Raw genomic sequence first — 18,390 nt, forward strand, 5'->3', positions numbered from 1 at the left:
GACGTGGAGCGACGATGCGAACCGTAATCCTGGCTGGCGGATTGGGCACCCGGCTCGGCGAAGAAACAAATGTGCGGCCGAAACCGATGGTCGAGATCGGCGGCATGCCGATCCTCTGGCACATCATGAAGATCTATTCCGCGGCCGGATTCAATGACTTCGTCATTTGCCTCGGCTACAAGGGCTATCTGATCAAGGAATATTTCGCGAATTATTTCCTGCACACGTCGGACGTCACGATCGACCTGCGCGGGGGCAACGGCATGGAAGTGCATTTCGCCCGCAGCGAACCGTGGCGCATCACCCTGGTCGATACCGGCGCGGAGACGATGACCGGCGGCCGGCTGGCCGCGATCCGCCACCACCTCGATCCCGACGAGCCCTTCTGCCTGACCTATGGCGACGGCGTGGCGGACATCGATGTCGGCGAACTGGTGCGCTTCCACAAGGCGCATGGCCACCGCGCAACGATCACCTCGGTCACGCCGCCGGGCCGCTTCGGCGCGCTCGAGTTCGACGGCGATCTGGTGACCGATTTCCGCGAAAAGCCGGCGGGCGATGGCGGGCGGATCAATGGCGGCTTCTTCGTTGCCGACCCCTCGGTGCTCGATCTGGTCGACGGGCCGGAGACCGTGTGGGAATCCGGCCCGCTCGAACAGCTGGCGCGGCGCGGGGAGCTGATGAGCTATCGGCATGACGGCTTCTGGCAGCCGATGGATACGCTGCGCGACAAGATGCAGCTCGACGAATTGTGGCGCGCCGGCAACGCGCCGTGGAAGCGCTGGTGAGCGGCGCGTGGCGCGGTCGCCGGGTGCTCGTCACGGGGCATACCGGCTTCAAGGGCAGCTGGCTCAGCCTGTGGCTCCACATGATGGGCGCCGAGGTCACCGGCTTCGCGCTGGCGCCGCCGACCGGGCCGAGCCTGTTCGAGGCAGCGCGGATCGGGGGGGTGGTCAGGCATGTCGAAGGCGATGTGCGCGATCTCGCCGCCATGCGCGCGGTGGTCGAGGCGACCCGACCGGAAGTCATCTTCCACCTTGCTGCCCAGCCGCTGGTCCGGCTGTCCTATGCCGAGCCCGTGGAGACCTACGCGACCAATGTGATGGGCACGGTGCACCTGCTGGATGCAGCGCGGCGCACCCCCGGCGTGAAGGCAATCGTCTGCGTCACCAGCGACAAATGCTATGAGAATCGCGAATGGATCTGGCCCTATCGCGAGAGCGACCCGATGGGCGGGCACGACCCTTATAGCAGCAGCAAGGGCGCGGCCGAACTGGTCGTGGCGGCCTGGCGCCGCTCCTTCTTCGACCATGGCGGGCCGCTGCTCGCGTCGGTCCGCGCGGGCAATGTCATCGGTGGCGGCGACTGGGCGGCAGATCGCCTGTTGCCCGATCTGGTCCGCGCCTTCGAGACGGGCGTGGCGCCGCTGATCCGCGCGCCCGATGCGGTGCGGCCATGGCAGCATGTGCTCGAAGCGCTGGGCGGCTATCTGACGATCGCCGAGCGGCTGCTCGCCGGCGAGCGGCAGTTCGCTGACGCCTGGAATTTCGGTCCGTCCGACGAGGATGCCCGGCCGGTGTCCTGGATCGTCGAGCGGATGCGCGCGGCCTGGGGCGGCGGCGCGGCGGATGCGCTGCCCGATACCGGCCCACGGCCGCATGAGGCGGGATTGCTGCGGCTCGATTGCTCAAAGGCGCGCGCCGCGCTTGGCTGGCACCCGGCGCTCGCGCTGGACGAAGCGCTCGACTGGATCGTGAACTGGCACAAGGCCGTCGCCCGCGGTGCCGATGCGCGCGCCGTCACCCGCGGGCAGATTGCCGATTATCAGGCCACCACTGGCTACGCGATCCGATCGGCCGCCTGAGCGGGCCTCGGTTCCGCCGCCTTCCGCTCGTCCGTCCGGCGGAAGGTGACGTGATTGTGCCAGAACCAGCTGCCAACGATCAGCACCGCGGTAAAGCCGAGCTGTGCCAGTACCGGCGGCAGGCCGGCGACCTCGACCAGCAGCGGCAGGGTGGCCCAGTTGGCGGCATAGTTGAACAGGTAGAAGCTGGAGAAACTGCCGAATTCGCGCAGGATGTTGCCGCGCGTGCGGAAGACGCCGAGCTTGTAGGTCGTAAAGGCGAAGCACAGGCTGACCGCCTGGGCGATGCCGAGCGCGATCAGATAATGGCGGTGGAGCACAGGCGAGCTCCACAGCAGTAGCGGATAAATGGCGAAGCCGAACGCCGTGTTCGCCGCGCCCGCCACAAGGAAGCGCAGCGGGCGCCGCGCCCCGCCCGCGATCACGATTCTTCCCATAGCGGGATTCGCATATTCTCGCGCAGCACCTCGCGCGGCAGGAAGGGCGACAGATCCTCCAGCGCAGGCGAGGTGATCCGCCCGTCGGGATGCGCCTTTGCGCCGAGCTTGGGCGCGAAGGAGACATGCTCGTCGACGAACAGCTCGCACAGTACCGGGCCTTCGGTCGCCAGCGCCGTGGCGATGGCACCGGGCAGTTCGTTATGCGTGTCCGCCCGGAAATAGGCGAAGCCGAACGCGCCGGCGACCTTGGAGAAATCGGGAAAGGTCACGTTGCTCTTGGGCCCGCCGCCCACTTCCACACCGTTGAAGAAGTTGCGGTGAGTCTGGAAGATCGAGACATAGCCACTGTTGTTGATCAGGAAGATCTTCACCGGCAGGCCGTAACCCGCGATCGTCTGCAACTCCTGCAGGTTCATCATGATGCTGCCGTCGCCGGCGATGGCGATCACGCGCTGCTTGCCACCGGTCGCGGCGCACACGCCGATCGCTGCGGGCAGCTCGTATCCCATCGTGGCGCAGCCCGAATTGGTCCAGAGCCGCTGGCCGCGCTTGATCTCCGCCGCCTGGAAGCTGACGACGCAGGCGCTGCCATTGCCGGTGACGACCAGATCGTCCTCGCCCAATTGCCGGAACAGCGCGTCCATCGCGACATAGGGGTGCATCAGCGGCCCATGGTCATGATATTCCGGCAGCACGACCGGGAAGCGCCGGACCCGCTCGCGCGCCCACTCCATCCATTCGCGGTGATCTTCATTGGGGCCGGCATAGGGCTGGTCGAGCAGCGCCGGGATCAGTCCGGCAAGGTCGGCGACCACGGGCATGTCGGGCACGACATTGGGCTTGCGCAGTTCCACGGGGTCGATGTCGACCCAGATCTTGAACGCCGCGCGCGCGAAGCTCTGCCAGTTATAGCTGACCTGGCGGATGTTGAGCCGGCTGCCGAGTACCAGCAACAGGTCCGCGCTCTGCGTGACCATATTGCCCGCGCGGTCGCCCACCGTGCCGGGGCGGCCGGCATAGAGCGGGTGATCGTTCCACAGCACGTCATGCGCGTTCCACCCGGTGACGACGGGCACGCCGAGCTTCTCGATCAGCTTCAGGAAATCGTCATAGGCGCCCGACAGCCGTACGCCGCCGCCGGCGAACACCACTGGGCGTTCGGCGCCGCGGATCAGGTCGAGGATCGTGCCCGCGACGGCTGAGTGGTCGATATCCGTCCAGGGTTCGTCCAGCTCGGTCGGGTCGAAGCCCGGCAGCGTCTCGGGATCGATCTTCGACGCCTGCACGTCGAGCGGGATGTCGAGCCAGACCGGCCCCGGCCGCCCGCTGGTCGCGAGATGAAGCGCCTTTTCGAGATGATAACGGATCGTCTGCGGATCGTTGACCATCGTCGCGTACTTCGTGATCGGCCGGATCAGCTCTTCGATGTCGAGCTCCTGGTCGCCATATTGCCGCAAGGGCAGGCCCGTCGCGCGCACCGTGGTCTCGCGCTTCACCTGGCCCGACAGCACCAGCATGCCGATCGAATCCACATAGGCGCCGTACACCCCGGTGATCGCATTGGTGCCGCCCGGCCCGGAGGTCACGTTCACCACCGCCAGCCGATTGGTCAGCCGGTAATAGGCCTCCGCCGCCATCGACAGCGCCTGCTCGTGATGCGTGAAGGTCGTGGCGAGATCGGGATGCGTGCCGAGCGAGTGGTTGAGGTGCATCGCCCCGCCGCCGGTGAGCATGAAGACATGCTCGATGCCATGCCGGGCCAGCCGTTCGGCCACCCAGTCGGAGAGTTTCATCAGGGTCATGGTGTCCATCCGTTCGAAAGCGCGGTGCGCCGGATCGCCTCGTCGAGGCCAATCATGGGGGTAAGGCCGAGCGCGCCGCGGATCGCTGCGGTCGATGGCACGTAGCGGCCGGGGTTCCAGCCGGGATCGGGCCGGCCGAGAATCTCGACATCGGGCGCGCCGAGCAGGGCGGCGGTGCGCGTCGCCAGATCGGCGATCGAGACGGCTTCCTCCGACCCGACATTGAAGACCGCGCCGTGCTCGCCGGCGATCAGCAATGCCCACAGCCACACCGTCAGGTCGGCGGCATAGAGATAGGATCGTACCGCGGTGCCCGCGCCCTCGACCCGAATGGTCCGGCCGGCGATCGCATCGCGGATGAAATTGCCGGCGGCGAAGTGGATGTCGAGCGAGAGGAGCGGGCCAAGCAGCGCGAAGATGCGGGCGTTGACCGTCTCGAGCCCGAACTGCTTGCCGTAGATGGCGCAGAGCATCTCGGCGGCGCGCTTGCCCTCGCCATAGGCGGAGCGTGGATCGCGCGGATCGGGGCCGCCCATCCAGTCCTCGCTCACATGCGTGATGTCCCCGGGCTGCGCGCCATAGACCGCGCCCGAGCTGAGGAAGAAGAAGCGCTCTGCGCCGCGGTCGACCGCGAAGTCGAGCGCGCGGCGGGTACCGGTGACGATCGTGTCGAACATGCGGCGCGGATCATTGGCGTTGAGCGCGGCGCTGGCGTCGGTCGCGGCGTGGATCACATGCGTGAACCGGCCGCCGGGCGGCGCAAAGTCGGTGACGTCGCCCGCGACGAGCTGGAAGCGCCGCGCGAGATGCGGCACCCTGGCGGCGAAAGAGGCCGGGTCGCGGCTCAGGAGGGTCACTTCGATATCGGTCTCGGCGCGGGCCAGTGCTTCGAGCATCCAGCGGCCGATGAAACCGGTGCCGCCCGTCATGAAGATGCGCGCGCCGGCGAGGCGCCACCAGAACGGCGCGAGCGCAGTGTGCACCGCATCGAGATCCTGCTCCAGGATCATGCCGGCATCAGCCCGAGCGAGGGGCGGTGAAGCGCGTGCGCGCGGACCACCCGGGCGATGCTGTCGAGCGCGAGCGACCAGAGGATCAGCGCGACCAGGCCCGGCCGGACGAAATGCCCGATGGCGAGGCCGAAGCTCGGGCTCACCGGACGCCCGCCGAGCCAGCTGTCGAGCGACAGGTCGAGCACGGTCGACAGCGGCCAGTCGGCGACCAGGCAGAGCAGATAGGCGCAGACGATCGCGGTGATCCGCCCAACACCGCGCCAAGGCTCGAGCAGCACGAGGAACAGCAGGAACGCCTGGGTATAGCCACCCGGCGACTGCGTCACGAGGAACGCGCCGAGCAGGATCGTCGCGATCCGGTGCGGCGGCAGCGCGCGGGGCTGAAGCCAGGCGGCGGCCAGTGCTAGGACCGCGACGCCCTGGCTGGCGCGGATCAGGAGCGGCACGATCCGTTCGATCGTCTCGACCGTGCGCGACGGCACGAAGTCGAGCACCGGGATCTGCGCGTTGCGGACCTGGAGCAGCGGCGCATAGCTGGTCGAATAATGGATCTCGTTCCACACCTGCCCGCCCTGGAAGACGACCCAGTTGGCGGTGTTCGCCGCGATCTCACCCGGCGTGCCGCTGCCGATGAGTGCCAGCGTGACGAGATAAAGCGCGATAGTGGCGAGACCCGCCAGTTCGAGGCCGCGCCAGTCGCGCTTCACTGCCTGGGCCAATACCGGGAGCAGCAGATAGGGTTTGAAGTTGATCGTCGCGGCGGCCGCGAGCGCGCGCCACGCGCTCGATCGGACGAGTGGCCCGTGTGCAATGATGAAACAGGGCAGGGCGACCAGGATCAGGTTGCCGCGCTCCAGCGTGAACAGCAGCGGCAGGCCGAGACCGAAAGCGATCGCGCGGATCGGCGCGGTGCGCGGATCGGCGCGGTGGAAGCTCCACCAGACCAGCACCACATCGAGCAGATAGAAGCCGATGATCGTCGAGCGCGCGAACCAGTCGCAGTCGCGCGCGTAAAAGGGCGACTGGAGATAGCAGCCGGGCAGGCTGAACAGGTCGAGGAACACGAAGGACAAGGGCGGATAGACCGTCCGCCACACCGAGAAGGCGCCGGGATGATTCGCCCAATAAGCGGTGTTGAACCAGTCCATGAACGTGTCGTTGGTGTCGAACACGAAGGGCTGGGGCAGAAAGCCCGTCTCGCGGAACTGCATTGCGGTCCACGCGACGCTTGCCACCACGGCAAGCGCCAGAGCGATCTCGGGCAGCAGGGAAAGCCGCGTCCGGGTGCTCATGGCCCGCGCACCAGCGTCCGCGCGGCGGGCCGGGCGCGGGCGGCGGGGAAGTTGAGCCGTTCCTCCTCGATCACCAGCGGCACGTTGCGGCTGCGCTCGGCGAGCATGCGCACCTGTTCGCCGATCAGGCCGAGGAACAGGAGGATGATCGCGAACATCGCGGTGGCGATCGTCAGGCCGAACAGCGGCCAGGCGCTACCGCCCATGATCGCGGTTGCCACCGCGCCCGCCGCAAGCGGCACGACTGCTGCGGCCGCCAGGAAGGCAAGCGGGATCGGCAGACGCAGCAGCGACTTGGCCGATCCGGCAAGGCCGGACAGCGCGAAGGAATACAGCGCGGAGAGATTGTTCTTGGTCTCGCCCGCCGCGCGTTCTGGCCGGTCGAACGGCAGGATCGCCAGGCGGTACCCGCTCTCGACCAGCATGCCGCGGAAGAACGGCTCGGGCTCGTTCCACGCCGCGAGCGTGTCGACCACCTCGCGCGCATACAAGCCGAAGCCGGTCGCGCCGGGGATCACCGGATAGTCACCGTAACGATTGAGCAAGCCGTACCCCAGCCAGCGCGCAGCCGTCAGCAAAGGCGGCGTCCGCTCCGATCGCCGCTGCGCCAGCACCACCTGAGCGCCCGCACGCCATTGCTTGACGAAGGCCCCGATCATCTCCGGCGGATCCTGGAAATCGGCGCACATGCCGATCACCGCCGCGCCCTCGGCCTGGTAGATGCCATAGGTCGGCGATCGCATCTGGCCGTAATTGCGGTTGTTGAAGATCACCCGGATGCGCGGGTCCTCGGCGCAGAGATGCCGCATCAGCAGGCGGGTGCGATCCGTCGAATCATTGTCGATCAGGATGATCTCGTGCGACCGCACATGGCGTTCCGCCTCCGCCGTCACGGCGGCGCAGATCGCCAGGACATTCTCCTCCTCATTGTAACAGGGGATGACGATCGAGAGCTCGATCCCCCCATCGCTCGAGGTCATCGCGCACCATCCTCGCGGCGTTTCAGGCCCAGGTCGATGCCGGTCGCTGGTGCGTAGATCTCGGTGAACAAGGCCGCCAGGATCGTCAGGACAAGCAGGGCAACCGCGGAGATGTTGTACTTGCGATCGGCATCGAGGCGCGGCGCCTCGATCACCTGCACGTCCGACGCGGTCTCCGAGGCGAGCGTCTCGACCGCCACTTCCTCGGACGACCGGGCATAGACCTCGTACAGCGCCTGGGCGAAGCGATAGTCGCGATAGAGGTTGAGATATTCGCCCGAGACCTGCGACAGGCCGGCGACGTTCGGTCCCGTGACCCCGACCTTCGCTTCGGCCGTACGCGCGATCTGGGCGCGGATCGAGGCGACTTCCGACTGGACCGACTGGAGCTGCGGATTGTCCGGCCCCTGGAAACGCTGCAGCGTCTCCAACTCGACCAGCTTGGCTTGGAGCTGTGCTTCGAGCCCGGCGCGCAGCGACAGCGCGGAGCCGAGCTGCGCTTCCGGCTCGGCCAGGTTGTTGCGCCGGCGGAAGCCGTTGAGCGCCGCTTCGGCGGTGGTCACGCGCGTGGCGGCTTCCTTGAAGCGGTCCTGCACCACGTCGCGCTTGCGGCGGACCCGGTCGCGGCCCAGCGCGATGATCCGATCGCTGATCGCCTGGACATAAGCGCCGGTCAGCGCCTGCGCTTTGGCCGGGTCGTGCATGCGGACCTCGACCTCGACGATGCCGCCGGTCAGCGAATGCACGTCGACCTTTTGGGCCAAAGCGAGCCGAGCCGCATCGGCGCTGGCATAACCCTCTGGCCCGACCAGCTTCAGGCGCCGGATCACGTCGTCGGTCACTTCGGTGCCGCGCGAGATGGCGAGATACATGTCGATCGGCTGCTTGGCGCCGCCGAGCAAGGCGGCGAACCCCTGGAGCTGGCCGCCGAGCGCGTTCATCATCGATCCCAGCCCGACACTGTTGCTGTCCTGCGGCACCAACTTCGCCCGGGCGACATAGGGGCGCGGGAAGACGCACAGCGCCGCCAGCAGCAGCGCCAGCACCATATAGCCGAGGCGCCGCGAGCGCGGATCGCGCACCGCGTCGGTCACGCTCGCGATCATCGTCAATTTGCCAGTCCCTTGATCGACGCCGCACCGACCAGGCCGCCGAACAGGCTGCCCGTGATGTCGCGCAGCCGCGCCCAGAACTCGCCGCGATTGGCGTCGATCGGCACATAGACCAGGTCGCCCGGCAGCGCCGGCGCGTGCACTATCTTCTTGCCGTTCGCCAGCACGGTGCCGTTGGCGCGCACCACGAAGATTTCGCTCTTGTCGCCGAGTTGCTGCACGCCGCCGGCCGACCGGATGAAGTCGCCGATCGAACTGCCGTCGCGATAGGCGAAGGAGGCGGGGCTCGGCACCGCGCCGAACACGCCCACCGTCACCGGCCGCGGCGGCACATAGATGGTGTCGTTATTCTCGACGATCACCTCGCCGGGCAGCGCGGGCGCGGTGACCGGCAGGTCGAACACCAGCCGTCCGCTCGGCTCGCGCGTGCGGAGTTGCTCGACGATCGAATGGACCAAAGCGAGATTGCCTGGCTGGGCCAGCTGCGCGCGATTGGCCGAGACGACCGGCTGGGCCGTGAGCTGAAACTCCATGTCCTTGATCGCTCGGTCGAAGCTCAGCTTCTGCTGCGCCTTCACACTCTCGCGCGTGATCACGCTGGCATAGGGAAAGGCCTGGGAGGTGAGGCCGCCGGCCTGAGTCACCACGTCTTCGAGCCTGGTGCCCGGACGGAAATAATAGCGGCCCGGTCGCGCCACTTCGCCGCTGATCGTCACCAAAACGGGTTGCTGGTCGATCGGGCGGGCGATGCCGACATCGGACAATACCCGTACGATATCGCCGCGCCGCGCCTTGCGGCTCCGCGCCTCGGTGGCGGTGACCTGCCGCCAGCCCGATTCCGACTTGCCGAGCGAATCGAGCACCATCAGCCGGCTGTCGTCGGCCACGGTGTTGACGCCGCCGGCATAAAGGACGGCATCGTTGAGCGTCTCGCCTGGCGCGATCTCGAAAATGGCTTCGCGATTGACGCTGCCGATCACGGCGACCTGCTCGCCGGCCGGTGCGACATGGATGACGTCGCCATTTTGCAGTGCCGCGTCGCCGGTTTTGTCGCCCTTGAGCAGCAGGTCGTAGAGGTCGAAGTCGGAGACCAGTTTTCCGTCGCGGCGAAGCTGGATCGAACGGAAGCTGCCGCCCGAGGAAGGTCCCCCGGCCGCGAGCACGGCATTGACCAGGGTCGACAGGCTGCTGACGGTATAGGAGCCCGGCGTCGCCGCGAAGCCCGTCACGTAAACGGTGATGCCGTGGAGCCGCCCGGCCGACACCTGCAGATCGAATCCGCGATACTGGCGCGAAACCTGGCGCGCGATCACGTCGCGGACATCGCCATAGCGCATGCCGCCGACCGTGATCGCGCCGACGCGCGGCACGAAGATCCGGCCTTCCTGGTCGATCGTCAGCCGCAGATCGGCGGCCTGCACTGATCCGGTCAGGCCGAGCAGCAACTCGTCGCCGGGGTTGAGGCGGTAATCCGGCGGCACGGTGGTGGTGGGCGCAACCGTGAAGTCGCGCGCGCCGGGCACCAGCAACTCGGCCCCGAAGCGGCGCAGCGGCTTGCCCGCCGCCTCGGAGACGAAGGCCTCGAACTCGTTCGCTACTCGAGGTCCCGGTTGCTTCTTCGTCACGACATCGGCCGCGCTGTCGGGCGGCGGCGCGCCGGGCCGGCTGTCGATGACGGTCGGCTCGTAAGGCCGGACTTCCGCCTGCGGCACGGCGACTTGCCCAGCGGCCGCCCCGCGCGAGATGGCATCGGCGCCACCCTGTTGCCCGGTGGACGACACGGGCGGGGAAAGCTGCGCGCCCGCCTCGGCCGGGATCAGCGGCAGCGCGAACACGCAGCCGAGCAGCACTCGCTTCCAGGACGTCATCATATGGGGCAATCTTCTCTTTCGATCAGGCCGGCCGCCGGCCCGAGCAATATCTCGGCACCGGTCGCCCAGAGCCGCTCGTCGGCGGCGGCAAGGATGCCGCGGCCGCTGCCGACCCGGTACGGCGTGCCGTTCCAGTCAGTGACGAAGCCGCCCGCTTCGGTCAGGAACAGCGCGCCTGCGGCATGGTCCCAGGGCAGGGTGCGCTGGAACAGCGTCAGGTCATTCTCGCCGAGCACCAGTCGTGGATAGCTTTCGGCGGCACAGCGCGGCACGGGCACGCGCTCGAACCGCGTATCGGCGAGATCATGGACGCGCTCGCGACGTTCCGGCGTCATGAAATGCGTGCCCAGCGCCGCGACCGGCATGGCATTGCCCGTCGGCCTGCTGCGCACGGGCACGCCGTCGCAGGTAGCGCCGGCACCCCTTGCGGCATGGCACATCCGCCCGCTGAGCGGGTCGAGGATCCAGCCGGCGAGCGGCACGCCTTCCTCGACCAGCGCCACCATCATGCCGAAGGGCGCGCGGCCCGCGGCGAAATTGGCGGTGCCGTCGAGCGGGTCGATCAGCCAGACCAGCCCCTCGCCGATGCCGTCGAGCAGCTCGGGCTGGTGCTCCGCCGCTTCCTCGCCGACGATGCGGGCGGGGATACCGATCAGCTCCAGTCCTTCGTGCAACAGCCGCTCGGCCTCGCGGTCGACGCTGGTGACGATCTCGCCCGGGCTCTTCTCCGCGATCTCGCTGGCAGCGAGCGTGCGGAAACGCGGCGTCACCGCGGTCGCGGCAACGCCTCGCATCAAGGCGGCAACTTCCTCCTTCAGCGACATGTCCGGATCAGGCAGCGACGCTGGCCAGCCGACCGCGCGCGACGACGGCCATGCGATCCTGGATCATCCGGATTCGCGACTGGTCCTCGTCGGCGATGGTGCGATAATAATCGCGCTTGTTCTCCAGCCAGGCGAGCTCGAACGCGACCGCATTGCTGATCGCCGCCTCGAAGCCGGGCATGTCGGCGGCGCTGCCGTCGAAGATCACCTTGCGCGTCTCGAACCGGTCGAGGCGGATGCGGCGCATCTCGCGCAGCGCGGGCCCGGATTCGACCGCGACCGACCCGCCGACCACCAGTTCCAGCCCGTGCTCGGCGCAGGACCTGGCGACGGTGAGCACCGCGTCAGTGATCCCGCGATCGTTGATCGCGCCGCGCGGCAGGCCGCGCGACAGGGTGAAGTCGACCCGGCCGAACACCACGCCATCCAGCGCCACCTTCGCGAGCGGTAGCATCGCTTCGAGATTGCGCAGCGTCGTTTCGGTCTCGAGGTTGAACAGAAACTGCGTGTCGCTGTCGTCGCCATAGACCTTGGCCTTGGCCTCGACGAACTTCGACAGGGCATAGGGCGTCTCGACCATCGGCGCGATGATGTAATTGGCGCCGTAGAGTTTCGAGGCGAGCAGGTCCGACACCGCTTCGCAGCCACCGATCTTGAGCGCGACCTTCAGGTCGGCGCGATAGGCGAGCTCGAGCAGGCGCAGCAGCTCGTCGGGACGCGTGCCTTCCGCTTCGAATTCCGCCTTCACCGCGACGACGCCGAAGCGGTCGCGGCCTTTCTTGAGCATGTCGAGCATGCGGCGTTCGGTCGAATTCACCCTTCGTCTCCTGAGTGCAGCCGTTGTTGGTGAACTGAGGGACGGAGCGCCGCGGCCATTCCCGCAGCCGAAACGGGACCGCAAAAAATAATTGAATCAGGCTTACGGGACGGGCGGAAGGTCTCCGTCCTTCAGACATAATGCCAGTGCTTTCCGCCCTTCCGCTGACCGGTGCCTTGTGGCTTTTGGGCAGCTCGGGGATGGCGGCGGCCGATAACGACAGGCTACCCGGCGGGCATGACGCGGTTCTGCACGAGCCTGTGGCCGAGTCCGCGGCCTTGCCGGAAATGCCGGTCTCGGCGCCGAAAACATCGGTACCGGTCGACCTGCCGCGCTTGTCCTCCGGGTTCGGCTGGCGCGTTGATCCGATCCTGGGCCGGCCCGCCCTGCACAGCGGCATCGACATACCCGGGCCGCTCCGTTCCCCCGTGCTGGCGGCCGCGGGCGGCGTGGTGCATTTCGCCGGCAAGGCGGGTGGCTATGGCAACATGATCGAGGTCGATCACGGCGGCGGGCTGGTGACGCGCTACGCGCATCTTTCCCGGTTCATGGTTGGGCCCGGCATGCACGTCGAGCGCGGTCAGGAGATCGCGATGATGGGCTCCACCGGCCGCTCGACCGGCAGCCATCTCCATTTCGAGGTGCGGCTGAACGGCCAGCCGACCGGCCCGCTTGCATGGCTCAGCGGGGAGCCGGCGGCGGCGCGGGTTTCGCTGGGTGGGGGGGAGCCCCATATCTCCGCTTTTGCCCGCGCTCGCGCGGAAACGGAGTCAGTGGTTGGAGCAGGTCTCTGATGCTTGTCGGGGGACCGGTCCCGACGTCGCGACAGGCTGGCCCTGCCGCGCGGCAACCGGGCTTGGCAAGCCCCTCCCCGGATGCTTTGCGTAACGCCATGGAGGGTGAGTCGATCGACGGCCTGCAGCGCGTCATCTTGAACGAGCGTGCGCGGCTTTTGCGCTTCCTCGCCGCGCGCGGCGCCGGCGACGAAGCGGAGGATGTGCTGCACGACCTGTGGCAGCGCGTCGCCATCGCGCCCGGACAGCCCGTGGCTGATCCTGTCGCCTATCTGTTCCGTGCCGCCGAGAATCTGATGCGCGATCGCCGCCGCTCGCTGGTCAGCCGCGAGCGTCGCCAGATGGACTGGCACGACGCCGGCCCGACCCCCGAGGACGAGCCGCTGGGCGAGCGCGTGCTGATCGCGCGCGAACGTGTCCGCCAGGCCGAAGCGATGCTGGCCGGGCTCGGCCCGCGTGTCGAGCAGGTGTTTCGCCGCTATCGCCTCGACGGCGTCGGCCAGGCCGCGATCGCCCGCGACCTGGGGGTCAGCCTCAGCTCGGTCGAGAAGGATCTGCAAAAGGCCTATCGCGCCCTCGCCGAACTCAAGGAACAGTTCGATGCGGAATAGCGAAAGCGAGTCCGTCATGTCAGTGAGGTGGGCATGATGGAACAAGGGTCTGGTATGATTGGAGAAACAGCGCGGCTCTGGGCGATCCGTGCCCATGACGCGTCCTTCGCCGATTGGGACGGGCTCACCGCATGGCTGGAGAGCGATCCCCGCCACCTGACCGCTTATGAGGTGGCTCTGGAAGACGATTCCTGGGCGGCCCAGCTCTTCGCCGCATCCCCTGTTGCGGCGTCGACAGCGCCCGCGCACTCCCCCCTGCGCGGGCGCTGGTTTGCCGCCGGCGGCGCGATCGCGGCGGCGCTGGTGGCAGTGGTCAGCGGGACGGTGATGCTGCGCGATGCGCCCGTGCACGAAGTCGCGACGGCGCAGGGCGAGCACCGGACGATCGATCTCGCCGATGGCTCGCGCGTCATGCTGAACGGCGACACGCGCGTATCGTTCGATCCCGATGCGCCGCGCCAGGTCACATTGGCCCAGGGCGAAGCGCTGTTCGACGTGAAGCATGATGCGAAGGACCCGTTCGTCGTGGTCGCCGATGGCACGCGGCTCGTCGATATCGGCACTGTCTTCAACGTGGTGCGGAGCGGTGATGCCCTTGACGTGGCGGTCGCTGAAGGCGCTGTCGACTATGAGGCAGGCAAGCAGCGCATCCGGCTCAACCAGGGCGACGCGCTGTCCCGGGCCGACCGTGATGCCGCGCCGGCGCTACGCAGGGCCAGCCCGGAAGGAATCGGCAGCTGGCAATCGGGCCAGCTCCAATATGACGATGCGACGCTCGATCAGGTCGCGCGCGATCTCTCCCGTAATACCGGACGCTCGATTCGGGTCGCAAACGGGGCAGCACGCCTTCGCTTCACCGGTACGCTGGTGTTGCGAGGGCCTCCGCGCGAAGTGCTGGCGCGCGCGGGCCCGCTTCTCGGCGTGACCTTTGCCGAGCGGGGCGATAGCTGGACGATGACCCCAGCCAATGTCCGGCGGCACTAACACCGCTCTCTCCCTTCCCCTGATCGCCGCAGTCCTGCTGATCGGCGCGCCTGCGCATGCCCAGGAGCAGGCGGCGGATATCGACATTCCCGCTGCCCGGCTCGACCAGTCGATCCGGCTGCTCAGCCGTCAGAGCGGCACCAGCATCGGCTTTCGCGACTCCCGGCTGGCGACGCAGCGGGTGAAGGCCGTGCGCGGCAAATTCACCGCGGCCCAGGCGCTCGAGCGGATATTGCTTGGCACCCGCCTCGCCGCCCGGCGGGTCGCGACCAACACCTTTCTCATCGAATATGTGCCGCTCCCGCCGCCACCCGTACGCGTCGCGCGCGGGGCGCCGCGGCAACCGGTCACCGTGCCGGACGAGACCGCCACAGCGGAAATCGTCGTGACGGGATCCAAGCGCAGCGTGCCGCTCAGCGTCTATCCCGGTGGGGTGCAGATCATCGACGGCGACACCGTGTCGAAGGCAGATGGCGCGCGCGGCACCGACGCGATCGGCGCGCGCGTCGCCAGCGTCGTCTCCACGCATCTTGGCCCCGGCCGCAACAAGCTGTTCATCCGCGGCATCGCCGATTCCAGCTTTGTCGGTCCCACCCAGGCCACTGTCGGCCAATATTGGGGCAATAGCCGGATCACCTACAGCGCGCCCGATCCCAGCCTGCGCCTCTACGACATCCGCAGCGTCGAAGTGCTCGAAGGACCGCAAGGCACGCTCTATGGCGCGGGGTCACTCGGCGGCGTCGTCCGCGTGGTGCCGCGCGCGCCCGATCTGAACCTGACCGGCGGCACGATCTGGAGTGGCGCACAGGCCGTGCAGCATGGCCAGGCCGGGGTCGATGGCGGGCTCATCTTCAACGTGCCGATCGTCGACGACCGGCTCGCCTTTCGCGCGCTTGCCTTCGGCTCCGTCGACGGCGGCTATATCGACGATACCGGCCGCGGACTGAAGGATGTGAACGACGTCCGCACCATCGGCGGCCGCGCCGCCCTGCGCTTCGTGCCGGCGGACGATTGGACGATCGACCTCAGCGGCGTCGGCCAGCGCATCGACGGTGCCGACAGCCAATATGCCGAACGTGGCGGCGACGGCCTTACCCGCAGCAGCGACGTGGCGCAGCCCTATCGCAACGATTACTGGCTCGGCGACCTGGTCGTGCGCAAGCAATGGGGTAATCTCGAGCTGACCTCGTCGCTCGGCTATGCCCATCAATATGTCTTCGAGCAGTTCGAAGGTGCGGCACTGGCGGACCCGCTCGACCCGGTGGTGAAGCCGGTCGTGGACGCCGCGGCCGCCGCCTATATCCAGACCGACCGCATCTCGATGATTACCGCCGAGACCCGGCTCGCGCGCCGGGGCCCGGACGGGACGGGGTGGGTGATCGGTCTCAGCGTGCTCCACAATGAGGCACGGGTGAACCGCCTGATGGATGTCGGGCCGCTCACCGCGATGCTGACCGGCGTGCGCAACCAGGTGGACGAACAGACGCTCTATGGCGAGACGTCGGTCGAGCCGGTCGACCGGCTGACGCTGACATTCGGCGGGCGGCTAACCCATTCCCGTCTGGCGGGCGATTCCGAGGATGCGCTCCGCGCCGTCGCCTTGAGGGTCGATCCGGGCGCGAACAGCGACCGATCGGAAACCCGGTTCCTGCCCTCCGCCGCGCTCGCCTGGCGCGCGACCGACCGGCTGACGCTGTTCGCCCGCTACCAGCAGGGCTTTCGCCCTGGCGGGATCGCGGTGCGGCAGGATTTCGTGCAGCGCTTCAAGGGCGATCGGGTCGCCACCACTGAAGGCGGCGCTCGCTATAGCGGCGATACTTTCAGCCTGTCGCTGAATGCGTCCTGGTCGCGCTGGAACGATATCCAGGCCGATTTGATCGATGGCTTCGGCTTCCCCACCACGGCCAATGTGGGAGATGGCCGCGTCCTGTCAGTCGGGCTGTCGGCACGCTGGCAACCGCTTCACGGCCTGTCGTTCGACGCGTCGATCTATCTCAACGACAGCAAGGTGACGACGCGCGATCTGAGCAGCTTCGTGATCGTCGGCGGGACGACCACCTTGCCGGCCGATCTCGCCCAGACGAATTTCGATCGCCTCCCCAATGTCGCCGATGCCACCGGCCGGCTCGGCTTCGCTTATGCCACGCCGCTGTCGGACAAGCTCGATTTCGAGGTGAACGGCTATGGCCGCTATGTCGGAAAATCGACGCTCGGGATCGGCGCGATCCTCGGGCAGCTCCAGGGCGATTATCTCGATACCGGCCTCGAATTCAGGGTTGGCAACGCAAAGCGCGCGGTGACATTGTCGCTGACCAACCTGCTCGACGCCCGCGGCAACCGCTTCGCGCTCGGGTCGCCTTTCCTGGTCCGGGACCGCAACCAGATCACCCCGCTTCAGCCGCGCAGCATAAGGCTTGGCTTCGACGTCGCATTCTAGGGTCGCGTTGATTGTGTCTGAATGCGCGGGGGATTTTCCAAGCGCTGGTCTCATCCTGTCCGCCACCTCATTCAGGGCGAGTCGACAAGTGACGCGGCGGCGCATAGCAGGGCCGGGTTTGGACCAGGGAGTGCGCGCCGGACCATGACGGACCTTCCCGGCGACCGGCTCGTTTATCGCTATGCGCTGTTCGGCCTGACCATCAGATCGGAAATGGCGCTGCCCGAACTTCACCCCGCGCCGGGCGAAGGTGCCGATGTCTCTATCCGTTTCGCCGATCTGGGCGTTGCGCGTTCCGACGTCCAGGAGCTGGTGGTGAGCGGGAAGGGGGCCGTGCTCCATGTGCCCGGCATCGCGCGCTACGGCATCGAACAGGGTTGCCGGATCCTCGTCGACCCAGTCGACGGCGCTTCGCCGCGCAACATTCGCCTGTTCCTGCTGGGCTCCGCGTTCGGCGCGTTGCTGCATCAACGCGGCCTGATGCCGCTCCATGCCAATGCGGTGGCGATCGGCGACCGGGCGATCGCGTTTACCGGCGCCTCCGGTGCCGGCAAGTCGACCCTGGCGTCGCTCTTCCACGACCGCGGCCATGCGCTGTTGTCGGACGATGTGTGCGTGATCGGGGCCGACGATGCCGGCAGGCCGGTCGCTTATGCCGGCATTCCGCACATGCGGCTCTGGCGCGATTCGCTCGAGCGGTCCGGCCGCACCACTGACGGCTTCGAACGGGCGCTTGACGGGCGGGATAAGTATAACGTGCCCGCGCGTCGGGACGGCGCACCCGCGCAGATGGAGCTTGGTGCCATCTTCGTGCTCAGGCGCGCCGAGGAGGCGCGGCGCGTGGCCATCAGGCGGCTGCGCGGCGCGGAGGCGCTGAACGCGGTGCTCGCGAATACCTATCGCGGCCGCTACATCGCCACGCTTGGCCATACGCGACGCCATTGGGTCGCCTCCGTCGAACTGATCGGCAGGGTACCGGTGCTTGAATTGGAGCGGCCGTGGAGCCCGGACTGGTTCGCGCCGACGCTGGACGCGGTGCAAGCCCATCTGGCCGCGGACATCGATTGACCGGCGTCAGGCGGGGCCGGTCTCCAGCACGGCAAGGCCATCCTGTTCCAGGTCACGGAGCATGAGCAAGACCTGTTCCCCGCAGGTGGCGGGATCGATGTCGAATTCGGTGGCCAGGGCGTTGCAGATATCGGCGACGCTCCTGGGGCGATCGAGCAGTGCCCAGATACGCGCCGCGGTCGCGTTGAAGCTGTAGCAGGTGCCATTCTCGATATGGAGCGCGACGAGCTCGCCATCGACTTCCGCCTCGACCACTCCCGGCAGACGCCGCGCCACGAGCGCGTTCATCGCGGCACCCGGCGGATCAGGAGCCGAAGCTGAGTGCGCCGTCCGGGATGATCGGATCGAAGCTGTTTTCAGCGTCGCCGGCCTTCATCTTCTCGACTCGCGGAGCCACCCAAACGCGTCGCGGCTGCAAGGCGGGCTGCGTCCCGGTTGGCTTGACGACCTGCTTCATCCGAGTTTCCCCTGTAAAACCGTG

The 18,390-nt window shown here is 67.7% G+C and carries 18 protein-coding genes; 7 read left to right on the forward strand and 11 right to left on the reverse strand.

Features of this window, described 5'->3' with window-relative positions; all coding sequences use genetic code 11:
- Window positions 1–14 precede the first annotated feature (14 nt).
- Both rfbF and rfbG read left to right on the forward strand, forming a co-directional pair.
- Window positions 15–788, forward strand: a complete 774-nt coding sequence (gene rfbF, locus ACZ1I2_RS12200) for a glucose-1-phosphate cytidylyltransferase (protein ID WP_465173859.1) — start codon at window positions 15–17, stop codon at window positions 786–788.
- Window positions 785–1,864: a CDP-glucose 4,6-dehydratase gene (rfbG, locus tag ACZ1I2_RS12205; RefSeq protein WP_465177055.1), complete on the forward strand. Its 1,080-nt coding sequence runs from the start codon at window positions 785–787 to the stop codon at window positions 1,862–1,864. The genes rfbF and rfbG overlap by 4 nt, the downstream gene beginning before the upstream one ends.
- Here rfbG and ACZ1I2_RS12210 read toward each other — a convergent pair.
- The 9 genes from ACZ1I2_RS12210 to ACZ1I2_RS12250 are packed head-to-tail and all read right to left on the reverse strand — an operon-like array spanning window position 1,840 to window position 12,015.
- Window positions 1,840–2,301: a GtrA family protein gene (locus ACZ1I2_RS12210; RefSeq protein WP_465177054.1), complete on the reverse strand. Its 462-nt coding sequence runs from the start codon at window positions 2,299–2,301 to the stop codon at window positions 1,840–1,842. The two genes, rfbG and ACZ1I2_RS12210, sit on opposite strands and share 25 nt — an antisense overlap.
- Entirely contained in the window at window positions 2,286–4,106 is a 1,821-nt protein-coding gene (locus ACZ1I2_RS12215) for a thiamine pyrophosphate-binding protein (protein WP_465177053.1), read from the reverse strand. The genes ACZ1I2_RS12210 and ACZ1I2_RS12215 overlap by 16 nt, the downstream gene beginning before the upstream one ends.
- On the reverse strand, window positions 4,103–5,116 hold the full coding sequence (locus ACZ1I2_RS12220) for an NAD-dependent epimerase/dehydratase family protein (RefSeq protein ID WP_465177052.1): 1,014 nt from the start codon (window positions 5,114–5,116) through the stop codon (window positions 4,103–4,105). Before ACZ1I2_RS12220 ends, ACZ1I2_RS12215 begins: the two co-directional genes overlap by 4 nt.
- Window positions 5,113–6,411 (reverse strand): hypothetical protein, encoded by a 1,299-nt coding sequence (locus ACZ1I2_RS12225; protein ID WP_465177051.1) that lies wholly within the window; start codon window positions 6,409–6,411, stop codon window positions 5,113–5,115. Before ACZ1I2_RS12225 ends, ACZ1I2_RS12220 begins: the two co-directional genes overlap by 4 nt.
- A complete protein-coding gene (locus ACZ1I2_RS12230) occupies window positions 6,408–7,391 on the reverse strand; it encodes a glycosyltransferase family 2 protein (RefSeq protein ID WP_465177050.1) in 984 nt (327 codons plus the stop codon). The genes ACZ1I2_RS12225 and ACZ1I2_RS12230 overlap by 4 nt, the downstream gene beginning before the upstream one ends.
- On the reverse strand, window positions 7,388–8,497 hold the full coding sequence (locus tag ACZ1I2_RS12235; protein ID WP_465177147.1) for a capsule biosynthesis protein: 1,110 nt from the start codon (window positions 8,495–8,497) through the stop codon (window positions 7,388–7,390). The genes ACZ1I2_RS12230 and ACZ1I2_RS12235 overlap by 4 nt, the downstream gene beginning before the upstream one ends.
- Before the next feature lie 2 nt (window positions 8,498–8,499).
- On the reverse strand, window positions 8,500–10,374 hold the full coding sequence (locus ACZ1I2_RS12240) for an SLBB domain-containing protein (protein ID WP_465177049.1): 1,875 nt from the start codon (window positions 10,372–10,374) through the stop codon (window positions 8,500–8,502).
- The gene (locus ACZ1I2_RS12245) at window positions 10,371–11,168 is read right to left on the reverse strand and encodes an inositol monophosphatase family protein (protein WP_465177048.1); all 798 of its coding nucleotides are present in this window, start codon (window positions 11,166–11,168) and stop codon (window positions 10,371–10,373) included. The genes ACZ1I2_RS12240 and ACZ1I2_RS12245 overlap by 4 nt, the downstream gene beginning before the upstream one ends.
- Before the next feature lie 37 nt (window positions 11,169–11,205).
- Complete coding sequence (locus ACZ1I2_RS12250; RefSeq protein ID WP_465173850.1) at window positions 11,206–12,015, reverse strand: aldolase/citrate lyase family protein; 810 nt, start codon at window positions 12,013–12,015, stop codon at window positions 11,206–11,208.
- Between the two features lie 146 nt (window positions 12,016–12,161).
- On the opposite strand from ACZ1I2_RS12250, the gene ACZ1I2_RS12255 reads away from it, so the two are divergent.
- The 5 genes from ACZ1I2_RS12255 to ACZ1I2_RS12275 all read left to right on the forward strand — a co-directional run bounded on the left by ACZ1I2_RS12255 (window position 12,162) and on the right by ACZ1I2_RS12275 (window position 17,909).
- The gene (locus tag ACZ1I2_RS12255) at window positions 12,162–12,809 is read left to right on the forward strand and encodes a M23 family metallopeptidase (RefSeq protein ID WP_465173849.1); all 648 of its coding nucleotides are present in this window, start codon (window positions 12,162–12,164) and stop codon (window positions 12,807–12,809) included.
- A gap of 98 nt (window positions 12,810–12,907) precedes the next feature.
- Window positions 12,908–13,420, forward strand: coding sequence for an RNA polymerase sigma factor (locus ACZ1I2_RS12260; protein ID WP_465173951.1), 513 nt, complete (start codon window positions 12,908–12,910; stop codon window positions 13,418–13,420).
- Window positions 13,421–13,474: 54 nt separating this feature from the next.
- Window positions 13,475–14,404, forward strand: a complete 930-nt coding sequence (locus ACZ1I2_RS12265) for a FecR family protein (RefSeq protein ID WP_465173848.1) — start codon at window positions 13,475–13,477, stop codon at window positions 14,402–14,404.
- A complete protein-coding gene (locus ACZ1I2_RS12270) occupies window positions 14,388–16,841 on the forward strand; it encodes a TonB-dependent receptor (RefSeq protein ID WP_465177047.1) in 2,454 nt (817 codons plus the stop codon). Before ACZ1I2_RS12265 ends, ACZ1I2_RS12270 begins: the two co-directional genes overlap by 17 nt.
- A gap of 144 nt (window positions 16,842–16,985) precedes the next feature.
- Window positions 16,986–17,909 carry an HPr kinase/phosphorylase gene (locus ACZ1I2_RS12275; RefSeq protein WP_465173846.1) on the forward strand — a complete coding sequence of 308 codons (924 nt, stop codon included), beginning with the start codon at window positions 16,986–16,988 and terminating at the stop codon, window positions 17,907–17,909.
- A 6-nt stretch (window positions 17,910–17,915) separates the two neighbouring features.
- On the opposite strand, the gene ACZ1I2_RS12280 is transcribed toward ACZ1I2_RS12275, so the two are convergent.
- Complete coding sequence (locus ACZ1I2_RS12280) at window positions 17,916–18,197, reverse strand: PqqD family protein (protein WP_465173845.1); 282 nt, start codon at window positions 18,195–18,197, stop codon at window positions 17,916–17,918.
- A 16-nt stretch (window positions 18,198–18,213) separates the two neighbouring features.
- Window positions 18,214–18,366 (reverse strand): hypothetical protein, encoded by a 153-nt coding sequence (locus tag ACZ1I2_RS12285; protein ID WP_465173844.1) that lies wholly within the window; start codon window positions 18,364–18,366, stop codon window positions 18,214–18,216.
- Window positions 18,367–18,390: the final 24 nt, after the last annotated feature.

It is taken from the genome of Sphingomonas sp. BL-S-29 (assembly GCF_055521495.1).